This is a genomic window from Bacillus sp. FSL W8-0183 (assembly GCF_038006825.1).
Classification (GTDB): domain Bacteria; phylum Bacillota; class Bacilli; order Bacillales; family Bacillaceae; genus Bacillus; species Bacillus altitudinis.
This window is the reverse complement of the sequence record NZ_JBBOVY010000001.1, coordinates 2,803,740-2,821,804: the sequence shown is the minus strand read 5'-3', so window position 1 is coordinate 2,821,804 and position 18,065 is coordinate 2,803,740. Positions and strand designations below refer to the sequence as shown.

Genomic DNA, 18,065 nt, shown 5'->3' with positions numbered 1-18,065 from the left:
AGGAACAGTAATGAGAAAGACAAAAATCGTTTGTACAATCGGTCCAGCAAGTGAAAGCATTGAAAAGCTGACTGAATTGATTGAAGCAGGAATGAATGTAGCCAGACTAAACTTCTCTCATGGAGATTTTGAAGAGCATGGTGCACGTATTGAAAACATTCGCAAAGCAGGGAAAACTTTAGGCAAGGACATTGCGATCCTTCTTGATACAAAAGGTCCAGAGATCCGTACACGCACAGTTGAAAACGGCTCAATTGAGTTAGTTGCTGGTGCTGATCTTATCGTGAGTATGGAAGACATTGTGGGAAACACTGAAAAAATCAGTGTGACGTACGAAGATTTAATTCATGATGTAGAAGTGGGCTCAACCATTTTATTAGATGATGGTCTGATTGGTCTAGAAGTAAAAGAATTAAATAAGGACCGAAAAGAAATCGTCACAAAAGTAATGAATACAGGCACACTGAAAAACAAAAAAGGTGTCAACGTACCAGGTGTGAGTGTGAACTTGCCGGGTATTACAGAAAAGGATGCCAATGATATTCTGTTTGGAATTGAACAAGGTGTCGATTTCATCGCAGCTTCTTTTGTGAGACGAGCTTCTGATGTTCTTGAAATTCGTGAGCTACTTGAAAAGAACAACGCAGCTGACATTCAAATCATTCCGAAGATTGAAAACCAAGAGGGCGTTGATAACATCGATGAAATCCTCGAGGTATCAGATGGACTGATGGTTGCGCGTGGAGATCTTGGTGTAGAGATTCCGGCAGAAGAAGTACCACTTGTTCAAAAAATGCTAATCAAAAAATGCAACCGTTTAGGCAAGCCTGTCATCACAGCAACTCAAATGCTGGATAGCATGCAGCGTAACCCGCGTCCAACACGTGCGGAAGCAAGTGACGTGGCAAATGCTATTTTTGACGGTACAGATGCGATCATGCTATCTGGTGAAACAGCAGCAGGAACATATCCAGTTGAAGCTGTGCAAACGATGCACAACATTGCCTCACGTTCAGAGGAAGCACTTAACTATAAAGCAATCCTTTCTCGCAGAAGCGAAGAAGTAGAGGTCAGCATTACAGATGCGATCGGTCAATCTGTTGCGCACACAGCTATGAAGCTTGATGTAGCAGCGATTGTGACACCTACTGAGAGTGGTCATACAGCAAGAATGATTTCAAAATATAGACCTAAAGCACCAATCGTTGCAGTCACAGCAAACGAATCAGTAGCAAGAAAGCTATCTCTCGTATTCGGTGTATTTGCGAAGAGTGGATCAAATACGTCATCTACTGATGAAATGCTAGAGAATGCAGTAGAAAAATCTATTGAATCTGGCTATGTAAGACATGGCGACTTGATTGTCATTACAGCTGGTGTGCCGGTTGGAGAAGCTGGTACAACGAACTTAATGAAAGTGTATGTTGTCGGTGACATCATTGCGAAGGGTCAAGGAATTGGCCGCAAATCTGCATTTGGACCGGTTGTTATTGCACAAAGCGGAAAAGAAGCAGAGGAAAAAATGTACGATGGTGCGATTCTTGTCGCAAACTGCACAGATCGTGATATGATGGGTGCTTTAGAAAAAGCGTCTGCCCTTATCACGGAAGAAGGCGGTCTAACAAGCCATGCAGCAGTCGTTGGGCTTAGTCTTGGCATTCCAGTCATTGTCGGTCTTGACAGTGCCACAACACTTCTAAAAGAAGGCGAAGAGATTACAGTAGATCCAGCACGCGGAGCGATCTACAAAGGCCGTGCAAGCGTCCTTTAAATCACACACGAGGGGAGTTATCTGACTCCTCTCTTTTTTTATGTTACACTAAAAAAGTTAACAGCTTTCGATGAAAGAGACCCCATGAGGTGATATGGTTGAAAAAATATTTTCTACTATTATTGATTCTGTTCCCGGCAGTGGAAATTAGTTTATTTTTAATCTCAAGTAACATCATTGGTATTTTACCAACGATGCTAGTCATTGTGCTGACAAGTGCACTAGGTGCTTACTTTGCAAGGAAACAAGGAATAGAAGCATTTCAGAAAGTGCAGCGAGATTTACAGTATGGCAAAATGCCAGGGGCCACCATTGTCGATGGATTCTGCATTCTGATTGGTGGTTTGCTGCTGCTCATACCTGGATTCCTTTCTGATCTGATTGGGGCTGTGCTGCTCATTCCCATGACAAGAAAACGGATCAAACCGCTCTTTGAGCGCTGGCTTAGAAACATGTCCAATCGCAAACGCTATACGATTATACGATAAAGAGACCTTCGCATCAGGTCTCTTTTACTTTTGCGCGCCATACCGAATGTACTGATAAAGGTCTCTGAAAACCCCTGCATTACGAAACGCCTGCCAAACGACAAGAGAAGCGGGACCGAGTGCAAGTCCAAGAAAACCAAAGCATTTTAACCCGACAAACAGTGCCACAAGTGTTGCTAAAGGATTAAGACCAATTGATTTACTTAAGACTTTTGGCTCTGATATTTGTCTTTGAATGAGCACCACAATATACAAAATGCCCAGTCCAATGGCGAGTGAAAGATTTCCTGTCATCGCGGAGTAAATGATCCACGGAAGAAAAACCGTGCCACTCCCGATGTAAGGAAGTAAATCAACTAGACCAATACATAGAGCGATCACAATCGCATGCTCGACCTTTAAGATGAAAAGTCCAATCAGCACGATCCCAATGGTCATGGCAACAAGTAGAAGCTGGGCTTTCATAAAGCCAGAAATGGCTTTTTTGATTTCAGATAAAATGGCATGTGTATGAAGCATCCATTTGGCGGGAAAGATACGAGAACCATATTTTTTTAACGTAAACCAATCTTTTGTGATAAAAAAAGTCGCTAGGGCGGAAAATAAAAGCGTCGCTGCTGCATCAGGCAAAAGACCTAAAAAAGCTGGAATGAATTCAAGAGTTTTTGAAAGGAAAGTCCCGATTTTTGCCGCTGCTTCGTCACCAAGTGCTTGGATTTGTCCTAAAATAGATTCCTTTTGACCTGCTTGAAGTGTATTAAATTGAGCAGTCAAATCATGATATAAAGGCAAAATCTGATCTGTGAAAAAACGTTCCACGATCCCAATCAGTTGATCAAGATGACCTGGCAGGACCTTTGCTAAATAAGCACTTCCTGAAATGATTTCCGCCACTAAAAGTGTCATGAATCCGGCGGCTGCCACTAAAAAGAGTAATAGCACAATGATGACAACAAAACCTCTTGGCATCCCGGTCATGTTTTCAATTTTGCATACGGCTGGATGAATCAAACACGACACGGCAAATGCAATCCAAAATGGATATAAAAACGGAAAAGACTGATATAAAAAAACAACCGCACAAACGACGATGCTGAAAATCATCAAACTTCGCAAAAAAATGCCCACATAAGTGTGATTCACACAATCCCCTCCAAAAAACAAGCATGTCCGATACTTCATTTTATTCAAAAAGATTAGTAATATGAAAAGGTCGCAATAAAAAGAAAGAAAGGAGCGGCGTATGTTTACTCAAGCAAATTTGTTTTTGGTTCTTTTACTCGTTATTGCACTTATTGCAAAAAACAATTCGTTAATTTTAGCGGTCTCTGTGCTGATTGCAATTAAGCTGATTGGCCTGGATCAAAAAATATTCCCGGTTCTGCAATCAAAAGGTATCAATTGGGGTGTGACGGTCATCACGATCGCTGTGCTTGTACCGATCGCAACAGGGGACATTGGATTTAAACAGCTTGGAGAAGCGATGAAATCTTCCTATGCTTGGATAGCTCTTGGAGCGGGTATATTAGTAGCATTAATTGCAAAAAACGGCATTGTGCTACTCGAAAACGATCCGCATATCACAGCAGCACTTGTATTCGGTACGATTTTGGCAGTTAGTTTATTCAAAGGTGTGGCTGTTGGCCCGCTGATTGGTGCTGGAATTGCCTATTTAGCGATGCAAGCAGTGAAATTTTTCAGCGGTTAAAAAGAGAGTGGCTCATGCCACTTTCTTTTGATTTTTTTCTGGCGTGAGCTTTTGCAAAAAAACATAATTAAATATATTAAAAGAAGCAAAATCCCTTTATTCCATGCCCGAACCGGAAGGCTGGAAAAAAAAATATCAAAAAAAATTATAGTTAAACATTTAACAAATGTCTGATTATTGTTTATAATGGGAATAGGCTTAATTTTGAACTCATTGATCAAACACGAGATATGAGGCTAAAAGCGCTCTAACCGTATAGGTAAATGTAAGCATTTTCTTTTCTAAACCTGCCAGCCTATTTTGGTTGGATAGCGCTTTCAAAAAGCGAGAATTTTGCAACGAAGGGGAATCTTTTTAAAAAGGGGAGATTGAACATGACAGCAACAAGAGGTCTTGAAGGTATCGTGGCAACAACTTCATCCGTAAGCTCAATTATTGATGATACTCTTACTTATGTAGGGTACAATATCGATGATTTAACTGAAAAAGCGACTTTCGAAGAAATTGTCTACCTGTTATGGCACTTAAAGCTGCCGAATGAGCAGGAGCTAAGCGAGTTAAAGCAGCAGCTCAATGAAAATGCTCATATTCCGCAAGAGATCATTGAGCACTTTAAATCTTATTCGCTGGATGGGGTTCATCCAATGTCTGCGATTCGTACAGCGGTATCCTTATTAGGTTTACTTGATGACGAATCAGAGATTATGGACAAAGAAGCGAATTACAGAAAAGCCATTCGCTTACAAGCGAAAATTTCTGGACTTGTCGCTGCATTCTCACGTATTCGAAAGGGACTTGAGCCTGTACAGCCAAAAGAAGAATACACCTATGCTGCAAACTTCTTATATATGCTAAACGGCGAAGAGCCTTCACCAGTAGAAATTGAAGCGATTGATAAAGCGCTCATTCTACATGCGGATCACGAATTAAACGCATCGACATTTACAGCACGCGTATGTGTTGCTACACTATCAGATATCTACTCTGGTGTAACAGCGGCTATCGGCGCATTGAAAGGACCACTTCATGGCGGCGCGAATGAAGGCGTAATGAAGATGCTCTCAGAAATTGGCGAAGTTGAAAACGTAGATTCCTATATTCATGGTAAGCTAGAGAAGAAAGAGAAAATTATGGGCTTTGGCCACCGCGTTTACCGCCAAGGTGACCCGCGTGCAAAACATTTAAAAGAAATGAGCCAGCGCTTAACAAATCTCACAGGCGAGCCAAAATGGTATGAAATGTCTGTACGCGCAGAGGAAATCGTGACATCAGAGAAAAATCTTCCACCAAATGTTGATTTTTATTCTGCTTCTGTCTATCACAGTCTTGGGATTGATCATGACTTGTTTACACCAATTTTCGTGATCAGCCGATTCTCTGGATGGATTGCTCACATTTTAGAGCAATATGACAACAACCGTCTGATCCGTCCAAGAGCTGACTATATTGGACCTGATCTTCAAACGTTTGTTCCGATCAGTGAAAGAGACTAATGTTTATAGAATAGCGGAGGCTGATCCATCTAAACCAATCAGCCTCCATATCAACAAAAAACGAATCACGTGAAAAACTTCTTGGCTTGCAGACATCAAGCTTGGAAGTTTCAAATATTCACTACATAACCTGGGAGGTAATATCATTGTCACAAGGCGAAAAAATTACAGTTACTGGCGGCGTATTGAATGTACCAAATAATCCAATTATCCCGTTTATCGAAGGGGACGGAATCGGTCCTGACATTTGGAAAGCAGCATCAAGAGTTCTTGAAGCAGCTGTAGAAAAAGCATATAAAGGTGAAAAGCAAATCACTTGGAAAGAAGTATATGCAGGTGAAAAAGCTTACAATAAAACTGGCGAGTGGCTTCCAGAGCAAACACTTGAAGACATTCGTGAATATTTAATCGCGATCAAAGGACCACTGACAACACCAATTGGCGGAGGAATCCGTTCATTGAACGTGGCACTAAGACAAGAGCTTGATTTATTCACATGCTTACGTCCAGTTCGCTGGTTCAAAGGTGTACCATCTCCTGTGAAACGTCCAGAAGACACAGACATGGTCATCTTCCGTGAAAACACTGAAGATATCTATGCAGGAATCGAGTATGCAAAAGGATCAGACGAAGTGAAGAAGTTAATCGACTTCTTGAAAAACGAATTAGGTGTGAATAAAATCCGTTTCCCAGAAACATCAGGTATCGGAATCAAACCAGTTTCTGAAGAAGGAACATCTCGTCTTGTCAGAGCAGCGATCCAATATGCGATTGACCAAGGCCGTAAATCTGTGACGCTTGTTCACAAAGGAAACATCATGAAATTTACAGAAGGAGCCTTCAAAAACTGGGGCTACGAAGTGGCTGAAAAAGAGTTTGGCGACAAAGTCTTTACATGGGCACAATATGATCGTATTGTAGAACAAGATGGAAAAGATGCGGCAAACAAAGCGCAAAGTGAAGCAGAAGCTGCTGGCAAAATCATTGTCAAAGACAGCATTGCAGATATTTTCCTTCAACAAATTTTAACTCGTCCAGCTGAGTTCGATGTTGTCGCAACAATGAACTTAAACGGAGACTACATCTCTGATGCACTTGCAGCACAAGTTGGTGGAATTGGTATCGCACCTGGTGCAAATATCAACTACGAAACAGGACATGCTATTTTTGAAGCGACTCACGGAACAGCACCGAAATATGCTGGTCTTGATAAAGTGAATCCATCTTCTGTTCTTCTATCAGGCGTGCTTTTACTTGAGCACCTTGGATGGCAAGAAGCTGCTGATCTAGTGATTCAATCTGTTGAAAAAACAATTGCATCTAAAGTCGTCACGTACGATTTTGCTAGATTAATGGACGGTGCAACAGAAGTGAAATGTTCTGAGTTTGCTGACGAGCTCATCAAAAACTTGTCTTGATTCTTAAACTTTAAAGTTAAAGGGGAAAAAGGAAATGGCAAACAAGCGTAAAAAAGTATCTGTCATCGGAGCAGGCTTTACTGGAGCAACTACAGCATTTCTAACAGCTCAAAAAGAATTAGCGGATGTCGTATTAGTGGATATCCCTCAGCTTGAGAACCCGACAAAAGGGAAAGCACTTGACATGCTGGAAGCAAGCCCTGTTCAAGGCTTCGATGCGAATATTACAGGAACTTCTAACTACGAAGATACAGCCGGTTCTGATGTCGTGGTCATTACGGCAGGAATTGCAAGAAAGCCGGGAATGAGCCGTGACGACCTCGTGTCAACAAATGAAAAAATCATGCGCAGTGTGACACGTGAAATCGTTAAATATTCTCCAGAAGCGATCATTGTTGTGTTAACAAACCCTGTTGATGCAATGACATATGCAGTTTATAAAGAATCAGGATTACCAAAAGAAAAAGTCATCGGACAATCAGGAATTCTTGATACAGCACGTTTCCGTACGTTCGTTGCTCAAGAATTAAACCTATCTGTGAAAGATGTGACGGGCTTTGTTCTTGGCGGACATGGGGACGACATGGTTCCTCTTGTACGTTACTCTTACGCAGGCGGTATCCCGCTGGAAACATTAATTCCTAAAGAGCGAATTGATGCAATTGTTGAAAGAACAAGAAAAGGCGGCGGTGAAATCGTCAACCTATTAGGTAATGGTAGTGCGTATTATGCACCTGCTGCTTCACTCGTTGAAATGGTTGAGGCGATCTTAAAAGATCAACGTCGCGTCATGCCGACGATTGCATACCTTGAAGGTGAATATGGCTACGAAGGCATTTACCTTGGAGTTCCAACAATCGTAGGTGGAAACGGCCTTGAGCAGATCATCGAGCTTGAGCTGACAGAAGAAGAAAGAAGTCAGCTTGACCGTTCTGTTGAATCTGTAAAGAACGTCATGAAAGTATTGTCTTAATAAGAATAAAAAAGAAGGCTTCTCGTATGAGGAGTCTTCTTTTTGTTTACAAAGCCAATCTTGTCGAAATTTTAAATTGTTCTCTTGTTAAGCTTTCGTTAAAATGAAAGAGAAAGCATGACTTCTCGCTTTTCACATAAGATACAAAAAACCGGATGCAGGGGAAATCACTAATTGGAGGCACAACATGAATAAAAAAATATTAGTTGTGGATGATGAAGAATCAATTGTAACACTTCTAAGCTATAACCTTGAAAGGGCGGGCTACGATGTCGTCACAGCAAGAGACGGAGAAGAAGCGCTTGAAAAAGCAGCAAGTGAACAGCCTGATCTGATTGTGCTTGATTTAATGCTTCCGAAAATGGACGGCATTGAAGTGTGCAAACAACTGAGAATTCAAAAAATGATGTTCCCTATTTTAATGCTGACAGCAAAGGACGATGAATTTGATAAGGTGCTCGGTCTTGAACTTGGAGCCGATGATTACATGACAAAACCTTTCAGTCCTAGAGAAGTGGGTGCTCGGGTAAAAGCCATTTTGAGAAGAGCACAGCAATCTCAGCCGGCTCCCGTGCAAGAAGAGAAGGAAGAGATCATTGCAGACCAAATCAAAATTGGAGACCTGCGCATTTTACCTGAACATTACGAAGTCTATTTCCAAGAAGAACGTCTAGAGCTCACGCCAAAGGAATTTGAACTGCTTCTTTATTTGGCTAAGCATAAAGGCCGTGTCCTTACGCGTGATCTATTGTTAAGTGCGGTTTGGAATTATGACTTTGCAGGTGATACTCGTATTGTGGATGTGCATATCAGCCACTTGCGGGACAAAATTGAAAAGAACACGAAAAAACCAACATATATTAAAACCATTCGAGGCTTAGGCTACAAATTGGAGGAGCCAAAGCCAAATGAGTAAAGTGAGAACCCGCCTTTTTTCTGGGCTCATTTTTCTCTTGTTTATTGTGTTTGTTGCGCTTGGTCTTTTCTTGGATCATATGTTTCATATTTTCTATGAAACAAAATTAACCGAACGAATGGAAAAGGAATCGAGTTTTCTCCTTTCTTCTATGAATGTTGAAGATTTGAATGCGGAGCAAAACAAGAAGATTCTCAATCAAGCAAAGCAGCATCTCGATATGAATGCGTCGATTGTGGACGTGAAGGGGAATATCATACATACAACGGGTCAAGCAGAACAAAGGGCTGTCATTTTAAACACACTGAAAAGTGAGCAGCTCCAAACAAAAGGAACGTTCATTGAGGATGAGAAGGATGCGCTGTTTCATTATGCAGTCCCAATGATGAAACAAAACGAACCGGCGGGATATTTATTTCTTCATGCTTCATTCCAGCCTTTGAATGAGATTGATGGTCAGCTCTGGCTTGCATTAGCCTTTTGTCTTGGTTCAGCCATCATTATCATCGTCTTCTTTGGCTATCGCATGTCGATGAAGTATGTAAAGCCGATTGATTATGCCACAAAGGTGGCCAAACAGCTTGAACGAGGGAACTATGATACAAATAACTATGAAGAGCTGATCATTGAAACAAGTGAACTCAATACATCAATGAAGCGTCTGGCAGAAAGTCTTCAAGACATGACAAGCGCTGGCGAAATGCAGCGAGATCGTCTGCAAACAGTCATTGAAAACATTGGAGCGGGGATTATTTTGATTGATAAAATGGGCTATATCCACTTAGTCAATCGAACATTCCGCAAGCAATTCAAAGTGCAAAAACATATTTATATGCACAAGCTGTATCATGAAGCCTTTACCCATGAAGAGATTATTGAGTTAATAGACGAAATTTTCATGACAGAAACCAAGGTCCGAAAGTTTTTACGTCTCGCTGTTGACATCGAGCGCCGTTATTTCCAAGTCGATGGTGTCCCGATCTTAAGTACAGACGATGAATGGAAAGGGATTGTTCTTGTCTTTCATGATGTGACAGAAACAAAGCAGCTAGAACAGATGCGAAAAGACTTTGTCGCTAACGTGTCACATGAATTAAAGACACCGATCACGTCAATTAAAGGCTTTTCTGAAACACTTCTGGATGGTGCCATTGACGATAAAGAAGCGCTGACACAATTTTTGTCCATCATCCTAAAAGAGAGTATTCGTTTAGAAACGCTCATCCAAGACTTACTTGATCTCTCGAAAATTGAACAGCAGCATTTTAAGCTGAATATTCAAGAAGCCAATGCGACAGAAATCATTCAAGAGATTGAAGTGCTGCTAAAACAAAAGGCTGCTGAAAAAGGCATTGACCTACAAGTGCGTGTCCCGAAAGAGCCGGTCTATGTCATGGCAGATCCGCTGAGATTAAAACAAATTTTCCTCAACCTGATCAATAATGCCCTCACCTATACACCAGAGGGAGGAAGTGTTACGATCACAGCAAGACAGAGGAAAGACAGCTATGAATTTGATGTAGCAGATACAGGGATCGGTATGAAAAAGAGTGAGATTCCAAGAATATTCGAGAGGTTTTATCGAATTGATAAAGATAGAAGTAGAAACTCAGGCGGTACAGGACTTGGTCTTGCCATTGTCAAACACCTTGTCGAAGCACATGAAGGAACGATTTCTGTTCATAGCAAACAAGGCAAAGGGACGACGTTTACCGTGAGTTTAAAGTCAAAATAGAGAAGAATGGAAAGTGGCGTTAAAATTTACATGATCTTTACAATGAATTCATGTTTTGTTAATCAATCATTGGTAGGATGAATAGGAACCCCTTCATCCAAGGAGCCAATTTTGGAAGGACGAAAACACTTGTTGTTTTCGTCCCTTTTTTATGCAGGCTTGTCTATTTTCTTTTCAAAATAAACTTTGATAAAATGAACATACAATGTGCGAAAGAGACGGCTGAGCCGGCTCAGTCGATGGAGGATTAAAAGATGACAGATCAAAAGAAATTAGTACTTGTGGATGGAAACAGTCTCGCTTATCGAGCTTTTTTTGCTTTACCGCTATTATCCAATGATAAAGGCGTACATACAAATGCCATTTATGGCTTTGCGATGATCTTAATGAAGATGCTGGAAGACGAGAAGCCGACTCATATGCTCGTAGCATTTGATGCGGGTAAAACCACCTTCCGTCACGAGACCTTTAAGGAATATAAAGGCGGAAGACAAAAAACTCCGCCAGAACTATCAGAACAAATGCCGTTCATCCGTGAGCTATTAGATGCTTATCAAGTGAAAAGGTACGAGCTTCCGCAATACGAGGCGGATGACATTATCGGCACACTGGCTGTAGAGGCAGAAAAGGACGGCTTTGAGGTCAAAATCTTCTCAGGAGATAAAGACTTAACGCAGCTTTCAACAGACCATACAACAGTAGCCATTACGAAAAAAGGCATCACAGAAGTAGAATATTACACACCGGCCCATATTGAAGAGAAATACGGCCTCAGACCAGATCAAATCATCGACATGAAAGGGCTGATGGGAGACTCATCAGACAATATCCCTGGCGTGCCTGGTGTCGGTGAAAAAACAGCGATCAAATTACTAAAGCAGTTTGAAACGGTTGAAAATCTGCTTGATCATATTGACGAAGTCAGCGGGAAAAAGCTAAAAGAAAAGCTTGAAGAATATAAAGAACAAGCGGTGATGAGTAAAAAGCTGGCGACGATTCTCGTAGAAGCACCAATAGATGTGTCAAGCAAAGAGCTCGCCTATGAAGGTCCTCACATGGAGCAGGTCATCTCTCTTTATAAAGAACTGGGCTTTCAAACGCTGCTAGAGCGTTTAGGAGAAGCGCCAGAATCAGATGAACCAGTAGAAATAGACGAACTAGACGTGAAGAAAATGACAGATGTCACGGAGGACATGCTGACAGATCACGCTGCACTTGTGGTAGAACAGCTAGGAGACAATTATCACGAAGCCGATTTGATAGGGTTTGCGATCCATAATGAGAACGGTGCATTTTTTATGACAAAAGAAGATGCTCTGCAATCTGAAGCGTTTAAACAATGGGTACAGGATGAAACGAAGAAGAAATGGGTCTTTGATTCCAAAAGAGCGGTTGTTGCCCTTAGATGGCATGATGTTGATCTAAAAGGTGTCGATAACGACGTCCTGCTCGCTTCCTATGTGGTCAATCCGCAGAAATCCTATGAGGACGTTGCAAGTGTGGCGAAGGAATATGGCCTGAACATAGCCCTTTCCGATGAAAAAGTTTACGGAAAAGGAGCGAAACAGGCGATTCCACCTGAAGAAGAGCTAAAAGACCATCTTGGAAGAAAAGCAGCAGCGATCTCTGCGCTGCATGATTTGACCCTTGAAGCGTTAGAAAAAAATGATCAGCATGAGCTGTATGAAGATTTAGAGTTGCCACTTGCCCTCATCTTAGGTGAAATGGAATCTCTTGGAGTAAAAGTGGATGTTGAACGTCTTCAGAAAATGGGTGAAGAACTCACGAAGAAGCTGAAGGAATATGAAGAAACCATTCATCGGTTAGCAGGAGAAACATTTAACATCAATTCACCGAAGCAACTTGGTGTGATTTTATTTGAAAAATTAGGACTGCCGGTTATCAAAAAGACCAAAACAGGCTACTCTACGTCTGCGGATGTCCTTGAAAAGCTTGAAGATAAGCACGAAATTATTCGGTCCATTCTGCATTACCGTCAAATAGGAAAGCTGCAATCCACTTATGTGGAAGGCTTAATGAAAGTGACGCGCAAAGATACGCATAAAGTGCACACAAGATTTAATCAGGCACTTACACAAACAGGAAGATTAAGCTCAACAGACCCAAACCTTCAAAACATCCCGATTCGTTTAGAAGAAGGCCGAAAAATTCGTCAAGCGTTCGTTCCGTCAAAAGAAGGCTGGCTCATGTTTGCAGCTGACTATTCTCAAATTGAGCTGCGTGTACTCGCGCACATTTCTCAAGATGAGAACTTAATTGAAGCCTTTACGCAAGATATGGATATTCACACGAAAACAGCCATTGATGTGTTCCATGTCTCAGAAGAAGAAGTGACTTCCTCTATGAGAAGACAGGCCAAAGCTGTCAACTTCGGAATCGTATATGGAATTAGTGATTATGGACTGTCTCAAAACCTTGGGATTACAAGAAAAGAAGCAGCGGCCTTCATTGAGCGTTATTTAACAAGCTTTAAAGGCGTGAAAACCTATATGGAGGACATCGTGCAGGAAGCAAAACAAAAAGGGTATGTGACCACGCTTCTTAAACGCAGACGATATATCCCAGATATCACAAGCCGTAATTTTAATGTGAAAAGCTTTGCTGAAAGAACGGCAATGAATACACCGATCCAAGGCAGTGCCGCCGATATCATCAAAAAAGCGATGATTGATATGGCACGAAAGTTAAAAGAAGAGAATCTGCAGGCAAATCTGTTATTGCAAGTGCACGATGAACTGATCTTTGAAGCGCCAAAAGAAGAAATCGCCATATTAGAAAAAATCGTCCCTGAAGTCATGGAAAGCGCACTTCAGCTCGATGTGCCGCTAAAAGTCGATTTCGCTTCAGGCCCATCTTGGTACGACGCAAAATAAAGAGAGAGAAAAAGGAGCGAGGAGCATGCCGGAATTACCAGAGGTTGAGACCGTCCGGCGCACTCTTCAGCGGTTAGTCAAAGGAAAAACGATTGAAACGGTCGATATCAAATGGCCAAATATCATCAAACGTCCTGGGGAACCGGAAGAGTTCGCTAGAAGGATGGTAGGAGAAACCATTCAAACCATTGAAAGAAGAGGGAAGTTTCTACTCTTTCATTTAGACCACTATGTGATGGTCTCCCATTTAAGAATGGAAGGGAAATACCGTGTACATGAAACTGGTGAGCCTTATGATAAACATGTACACGTCGTCTTTACGTTCACAGACGGTACCGAACTTCGGTACCATGATGTCCGTAAATTTGGGACGATGCATCTATTTCTGCCAGGCGAAGAAGAAAAAGAACTTCCGCTATCACAGCTGGGATATGAACCTTTTTCAGACTCATTTACACCAGAATATTTATGGGAGCAATTAAAGAAAACCTCCCGCGTGGTCAAAACGGCTTTACTTGATCAAAAAATCGTGGTTGGTCTCGGTAATATTTATGTAGATGAAGTGCTGTTTAAATCAGGCATTCATCCAGAAACAAAAGCGAATCAGCTAAGTCTTGCATCTTGCAAGGTGCTCCACAAACATATTATTGACACGCTTCAAGTGGCTGTTGATGCAGGAGGCAGCACCATTCGCTCCTACATCAATTCACAAGGTGATATTGGGACTTTTCAATTACAGCTTCTTGTATATGACCGGCGGGGAGAACCTTGCCAGACGTGCGGCAGTATCATAGAGAAAACAGTGGTGGGAGGGCGCGGCACCCATTTTTGTGTGACCTGCCAAAAACGCCCTTCATAAAGGTAAGCCGTCAGCATGCTTCCTTTTTGCCATGCATACGATAAAAAACATTCTTTTTTCAGCAAGGTGTAGACTGACACACAGCCCACCTGCTCTTCATATAGTGAAGAAGAGTCTAAGGACGCCTAGAGACTCTTGATCATCGTTGCATGAACAGAAAGGAAGAGTACAGGTATGATTTCGTTTTCGCTTCTGTTTTTAGCTATTGCCGTCAGCATTGACAGCTTTTCTGTAGGTTTTACGTATGGTCTTCGCAAGATGAGGATTCCATTTAAAGCCATCGTTATTATTGCTTGCTGTTCAGGAATTGTGTTGCTCATTTCCATGCTGATTGGCAGCCTGCTCACGACATTCCTCCCTGTCTCAGTGACAGATAAACTGGGTGGAGGCATTTTAATTGCCATCGGACTTTGGGTTCTGTATCAATTTTATAAACCAGCGAAAGAGCGTGATTTGCTCCTTCATGAAAAAACACTTCTCAATGTAGAAGTGCAGTCTCTTGGGCTTGTCATTCATATTTTGCGAAAGCCTACAAGCGCAGATATTGACCGCTCTGGCACCATTAATGGAATGGAAGCGGTGCTTCTTGGAATTGCTTTATCCATCGATGCATTTGGTGCAGGGATTGGTGCAGCGATTCTTGGTTTTTCTCCAATTGTCATGAGCATCACGGTCGCTGTGATGAGTTCTCTTTTTGTATGCATCGGACTGCGTGCGGGTCATTATTTGGCCAATTGGCGCTGGATCGATAAACTCGCATGCTTACCAGGGCTGTTACTCATTTTAATTGGGGTGTGGAAGCTGTAAAGGAGGAAACGAATTGACGCTCGTCATTGGATTAACAGGCGGGATTGCTAGCGGAAAAAGCACAGTCTCGCAGATGATAAAAGAGAAAGGCATTCGGGTGGTGGATGCTGATATCATTGCAAAAGAAGCGGTTTCTAAAGGATCGGCTGCCCTTCATCAAATCGTTCAAACTTTTGGTGAAGAGGTTCTTCTGCCAAATGGTGAACTGAACCGGCAGCAGCTTGGAGCGATCATTTTTTCTGATGAAGAGAAAAGAAAAAAGCTCAATGCCATCGTTCATCCTGAAGTCAGAAAGGAAATGCTCGAGCAGCGTGATGAAGGGGTGAGCAACAATGAAACATTTGTTGTGCTTGATATCCCGCTCCTATTCGAGAGCAAGCTGGAAGGGCTAGTCGACCGCATCATCGTTGTGTACACGACGCCTGAATTGCAGCTGTCGCGGCTCATGAATCGAAACGACCTGAGCGAGGAAGAAGCACTGAATCGCATTCACTCCCAGCAGCCTCTTGAGGAAAAGTGCCAAAAAGCAGACCGCGTGATAGAAAACACAAAAGATCTTGCTTTTATTAGAAAGCAATTAGAGAACATATTAAACGAATGGGAACATACAGATAAGTAAGAGTACATACAGTACTCTTCTTTTTTTATGCTTTTTTCGTCAATTTCATTGCAAAGAACAGCCCTTTTTTGAAAATATACGTTTATATACTGGCAATTACATTCTAATGTGATATACTAATTTCATAAATAAATTTATTGAGTATAACACATAATAGAGGAGTGACCTGTTCATGAAGGTAAAAGCAGCGATCAATGGGTTTGGCAGAATTGGACGCATGGTCTTCAGAAAAGCAATGCTTGATGATCAAATTCAAATTGTAGCGGTGAACGCAAGCTATCCTGCCGAAACGCTAGCACATTTAATTAAATATGACACAAATCATGGACGTTACGAATGCGATGTGACAGCAGAAGATGACGCGTTGATTGTCAATGGCAAAAGAGTGCTTTTGCTCAATAATAGAGACCCAAAGCAGCTTCCATGGGGAGAGCTTGGGATTGATATCGTGATCGAAGCAACAGGGAAATTTAATTCAAAAGATCAAGCGATGGGCCATATAGATGCCGGAGCGAAAAAGGTCGTACTCACAGCTCCAGGTAAAAATGAAGACGTTACAATTGTAATGGGTGTCAATGAGGATGATCTTGATCCTGAAAAGCACGTCGTTATTTCAAACGCATCTTGTACAACAAACTGCTTAGCACCAGTTGTCAAATTGTTAGATGATGAATTTGGCATCGACAACGGCTTAATGACAACGGTTCATGCTTATACAAATGATCAAAAAAATATCGACAACCCCCACAAGGATTTGCGCCGGGCAAGAGCATGTGCCCAGTCCATCATTCCAACGACGACGGGTGCCGCTAAAGCGCTTTCTTTAGTGCTGCCGCACATGAAAGGGAAATTACATGGACTTGCACTTCGAGTGCCAGTTTCTAATGTGTCGATGGTTGATCTTGTGGTCGACTTGAAAAAAGATGTCACAGCAGAAGAGGTCAATGCTGCCTTTGCAACGGCTTCAAAAACATCTCTTGCTGGCATATTAGATTACACAGATGAACCACTTGTCTCCACAGACTTTAACACAAACCCTTATTCTGCTGTCGTTGATGGACTTACAACGATGGTGATGGAAGGCAGAAAAGTAAAAGTTCTTGCATGGTATGACAATGAATGGGGATATTCTTGCAGAGTGGTTGATCTTGTAAAGTTTGTTGGTTCCCAGATGAAAGAGCTTTCAGCTGTTTGAAATGAAGAAGACTGAACGTCCCTTTTCAAGAAATGAGAGAAAATCCCACTAAAAACACAGCTTGCAAAATGGGTCTAAACAAAGTATACTATTTTTCGTGAACTTCTTGTTCGCAGACTCATTCGGGTATACTTAAAGGGTTAGGACCTCTTTGGACTAACTTTCCCCCGTGGTATATGTCCGGTCCGGCTGCTTAGAACTTCACTCTTTCATTCTTGTTTAAGGGGGGTCCATGATGGAAACAATCGGACGTCACGTTATCTCCGAGTTATGGGGATGCGACTGTGATAAACTGAACGACATGGATTTTATTGAAAAAACGTTTGTAAATGCAGCTTTGAAATCAGGAGCTGAAGTAAGAGAGGTTGCTTTTCACAAATTTGCACCTCAAGGAGTAAGTGGAGTTGTCATTATTTCTGAATCTCATCTGACAATTCACAGCTTTCCTGAACATGGTTATGCGAGCATAGATGTTTATACTTGCGGCGATCTAGATCCGAATATTGCAGCAGATCATATCGGAGATGAACTAGGTGCTGAAACAAGAGAAAACATCGAAATTCCTCGAGGCATGGGACCTGTACAAGTGAAACAGGCGCAAGCCAAAGCACTGTAAACATAAAAAAGATTGCAATGGGAGCTGGCCAAAAGCATTAAATGCCTTTGTGTTATGCTCCTTTTTATATTTGTTCCATACACGACATCCAGCATGATCCAACCTGTCTATACTTTTGTTCTAGGAAAACAAAGGTTTTTTTTATAAAATAAAGAAGAGGGTTTATGACAAAGGGGATACGTGTATGACTTTAGGACAAAAGCTCAAACGATTCATTTCAAATCATACAGAAACATCTGACCATCATCCAGTATCAGAGCTGAAAAGCCATTACTACAAATCGACACAAACTCAAGTTTTCCAAGCGGTAGAAGCCGTTCTTTCAAGAAACGATTCCTATCAAGTGACATCTGTTTCAGCAGAACGAGGTGAAATCAGCGCAAACATACGAACGCCGAAAAAAGCTTTTCTCGTGGCGACTGTCATTTCAATTCGTCCTTTTGAAACAGCTGTCGATTTTAATGTGACAACAGAAACAGCGCTGCCCACAGACTTTGGCTACAGTCAAAAGGCTGTTTTGTCCCTCTATAAAGAACTAGACAAACAACTTCCAAGAAGAGATCGGAGCTGATG

At 41.8% G+C, this 18,065-nt stretch carries 16 protein-coding genes; 15 read left to right on the top strand and 1 reads right to left on the bottom strand.

The features are described 5' to 3' along the window. The first annotated feature begins 10 nt into the window (after nucleotides 1-10). Complete coding sequence (gene pyk / locus NSQ64_RS14975) at nucleotides 11-1,771, top strand: pyruvate kinase (protein ID WP_024718661.1); 1,761 nt, start codon at nucleotides 11-13, stop codon at nucleotides 1,769-1,771. A gap of 98 nt (nucleotides 1,772-1,869) precedes the next feature. Continuing rightward, complete coding sequence (locus NSQ64_RS14970; RefSeq protein WP_007501703.1) at nucleotides 1,870-2,259, top strand: FxsA family protein; 390 nt, start codon at nucleotides 1,870-1,872, stop codon at nucleotides 2,257-2,259. 24 nt (nucleotides 2,260-2,283) lie between these two features. Here NSQ64_RS14970 and ytvI read toward each other — a convergent pair whose 3' ends face one another. Continuing rightward, on the bottom strand, nucleotides 2,284-3,402 hold the full coding sequence (gene ytvI, locus NSQ64_RS14965; protein WP_268381841.1) for a sporulation integral membrane protein YtvI: 1,119 nt from the start codon (nucleotides 3,400-3,402) through the stop codon (nucleotides 2,284-2,286). Between the two features lie 100 nt (nucleotides 3,403-3,502). Between ytvI and NSQ64_RS14960 the strand changes: the two genes are divergently transcribed. From NSQ64_RS14960 to NSQ64_RS14900, 13 genes are all read left to right on the top strand, one after another. Further along, nucleotides 3,503-3,967, top strand: a complete 465-nt coding sequence (locus NSQ64_RS14960; protein WP_007501699.1) for a DUF441 domain-containing protein — start codon at nucleotides 3,503-3,505, stop codon at nucleotides 3,965-3,967. A 374-nt stretch (nucleotides 3,968-4,341) separates the two neighbouring features. Then, nucleotides 4,342-5,460, top strand: a complete 1,119-nt coding sequence (citZ, locus tag NSQ64_RS14955; protein WP_341017136.1) for a citrate synthase — start codon at nucleotides 4,342-4,344, stop codon at nucleotides 5,458-5,460. Between the two features lie 146 nt (nucleotides 5,461-5,606). Further along, the gene (gene icd, locus NSQ64_RS14950; protein WP_024424789.1) at nucleotides 5,607-6,878 is read left to right on the top strand and encodes an NADP-dependent isocitrate dehydrogenase; all 1,272 of its coding nucleotides are present in this window, start codon (nucleotides 5,607-5,609) and stop codon (nucleotides 6,876-6,878) included. A 34-nt stretch (nucleotides 6,879-6,912) separates the two neighbouring features. Then, complete coding sequence (gene mdh, locus NSQ64_RS14945; protein WP_007501693.1) at nucleotides 6,913-7,851, top strand: malate dehydrogenase; 939 nt, start codon at nucleotides 6,913-6,915, stop codon at nucleotides 7,849-7,851. A gap of 187 nt (nucleotides 7,852-8,038) precedes the next feature. Then, nucleotides 8,039-8,767 carry a response regulator transcription factor gene (locus NSQ64_RS14940; RefSeq protein ID WP_007501691.1) on the top strand — a complete coding sequence of 243 codons (729 nt, stop codon included), beginning with the start codon at nucleotides 8,039-8,041 and terminating at the stop codon, nucleotides 8,765-8,767. After that, complete coding sequence (pnpS, locus tag NSQ64_RS14935; protein WP_017358268.1) at nucleotides 8,760-10,502, top strand: two-component system histidine kinase PnpS; 1,743 nt, start codon at nucleotides 8,760-8,762, stop codon at nucleotides 10,500-10,502. The genes NSQ64_RS14940 and pnpS overlap by 8 nt, the downstream gene beginning before the upstream one ends. Nucleotides 10,503-10,756: 254 nt before the next feature. Next, nucleotides 10,757-13,396, top strand: coding sequence for a DNA polymerase I (gene polA / locus NSQ64_RS14930; RefSeq protein ID WP_341017133.1), 2,640 nt, complete (start codon nucleotides 10,757-10,759; stop codon nucleotides 13,394-13,396). Between the two features lie 25 nt (nucleotides 13,397-13,421). Next, nucleotides 13,422-14,255, top strand: a complete 834-nt coding sequence (mutM, locus tag NSQ64_RS14925; protein WP_337902818.1) for a DNA-formamidopyrimidine glycosylase — start codon at nucleotides 13,422-13,424, stop codon at nucleotides 14,253-14,255. A 174-nt stretch (nucleotides 14,256-14,429) separates the two neighbouring features. Then, nucleotides 14,430-15,062, top strand: coding sequence for a sporulation membrane protein YtaF (gene ytaF, locus NSQ64_RS14920; RefSeq protein ID WP_007501684.1), 633 nt, complete (start codon nucleotides 14,430-14,432; stop codon nucleotides 15,060-15,062). A 13-nt stretch (nucleotides 15,063-15,075) separates the two neighbouring features. After that, entirely contained in the window at nucleotides 15,076-15,681 is a 606-nt protein-coding gene (gene coaE, locus NSQ64_RS14915) for a dephospho-CoA kinase (RefSeq protein WP_024718656.1), read from the top strand. A gap of 172 nt (nucleotides 15,682-15,853) precedes the next feature. Then, nucleotides 15,854-16,876 carry a glyceraldehyde-3-phosphate dehydrogenase gene (locus tag NSQ64_RS14910; RefSeq protein ID WP_008346043.1) on the top strand — a complete coding sequence of 341 codons (1,023 nt, stop codon included), beginning with the start codon at nucleotides 15,854-15,856 and terminating at the stop codon, nucleotides 16,874-16,876. 235 nt (nucleotides 16,877-17,111) lie between these two features. Next, on the top strand, nucleotides 17,112-17,492 hold the full coding sequence (speD, locus tag NSQ64_RS14905; protein ID WP_003216492.1) for an adenosylmethionine decarboxylase: 381 nt from the start codon (nucleotides 17,112-17,114) through the stop codon (nucleotides 17,490-17,492). Nucleotides 17,493-17,676: 184 nt separating this feature from the next. After that, nucleotides 17,677-18,063: a hypothetical protein gene (locus NSQ64_RS14900; protein ID WP_017358264.1), complete on the top strand. Its 387-nt coding sequence runs from the start codon at nucleotides 17,677-17,679 to the stop codon at nucleotides 18,061-18,063. Nucleotides 18,064-18,065 lie beyond the last annotated feature (2 nt).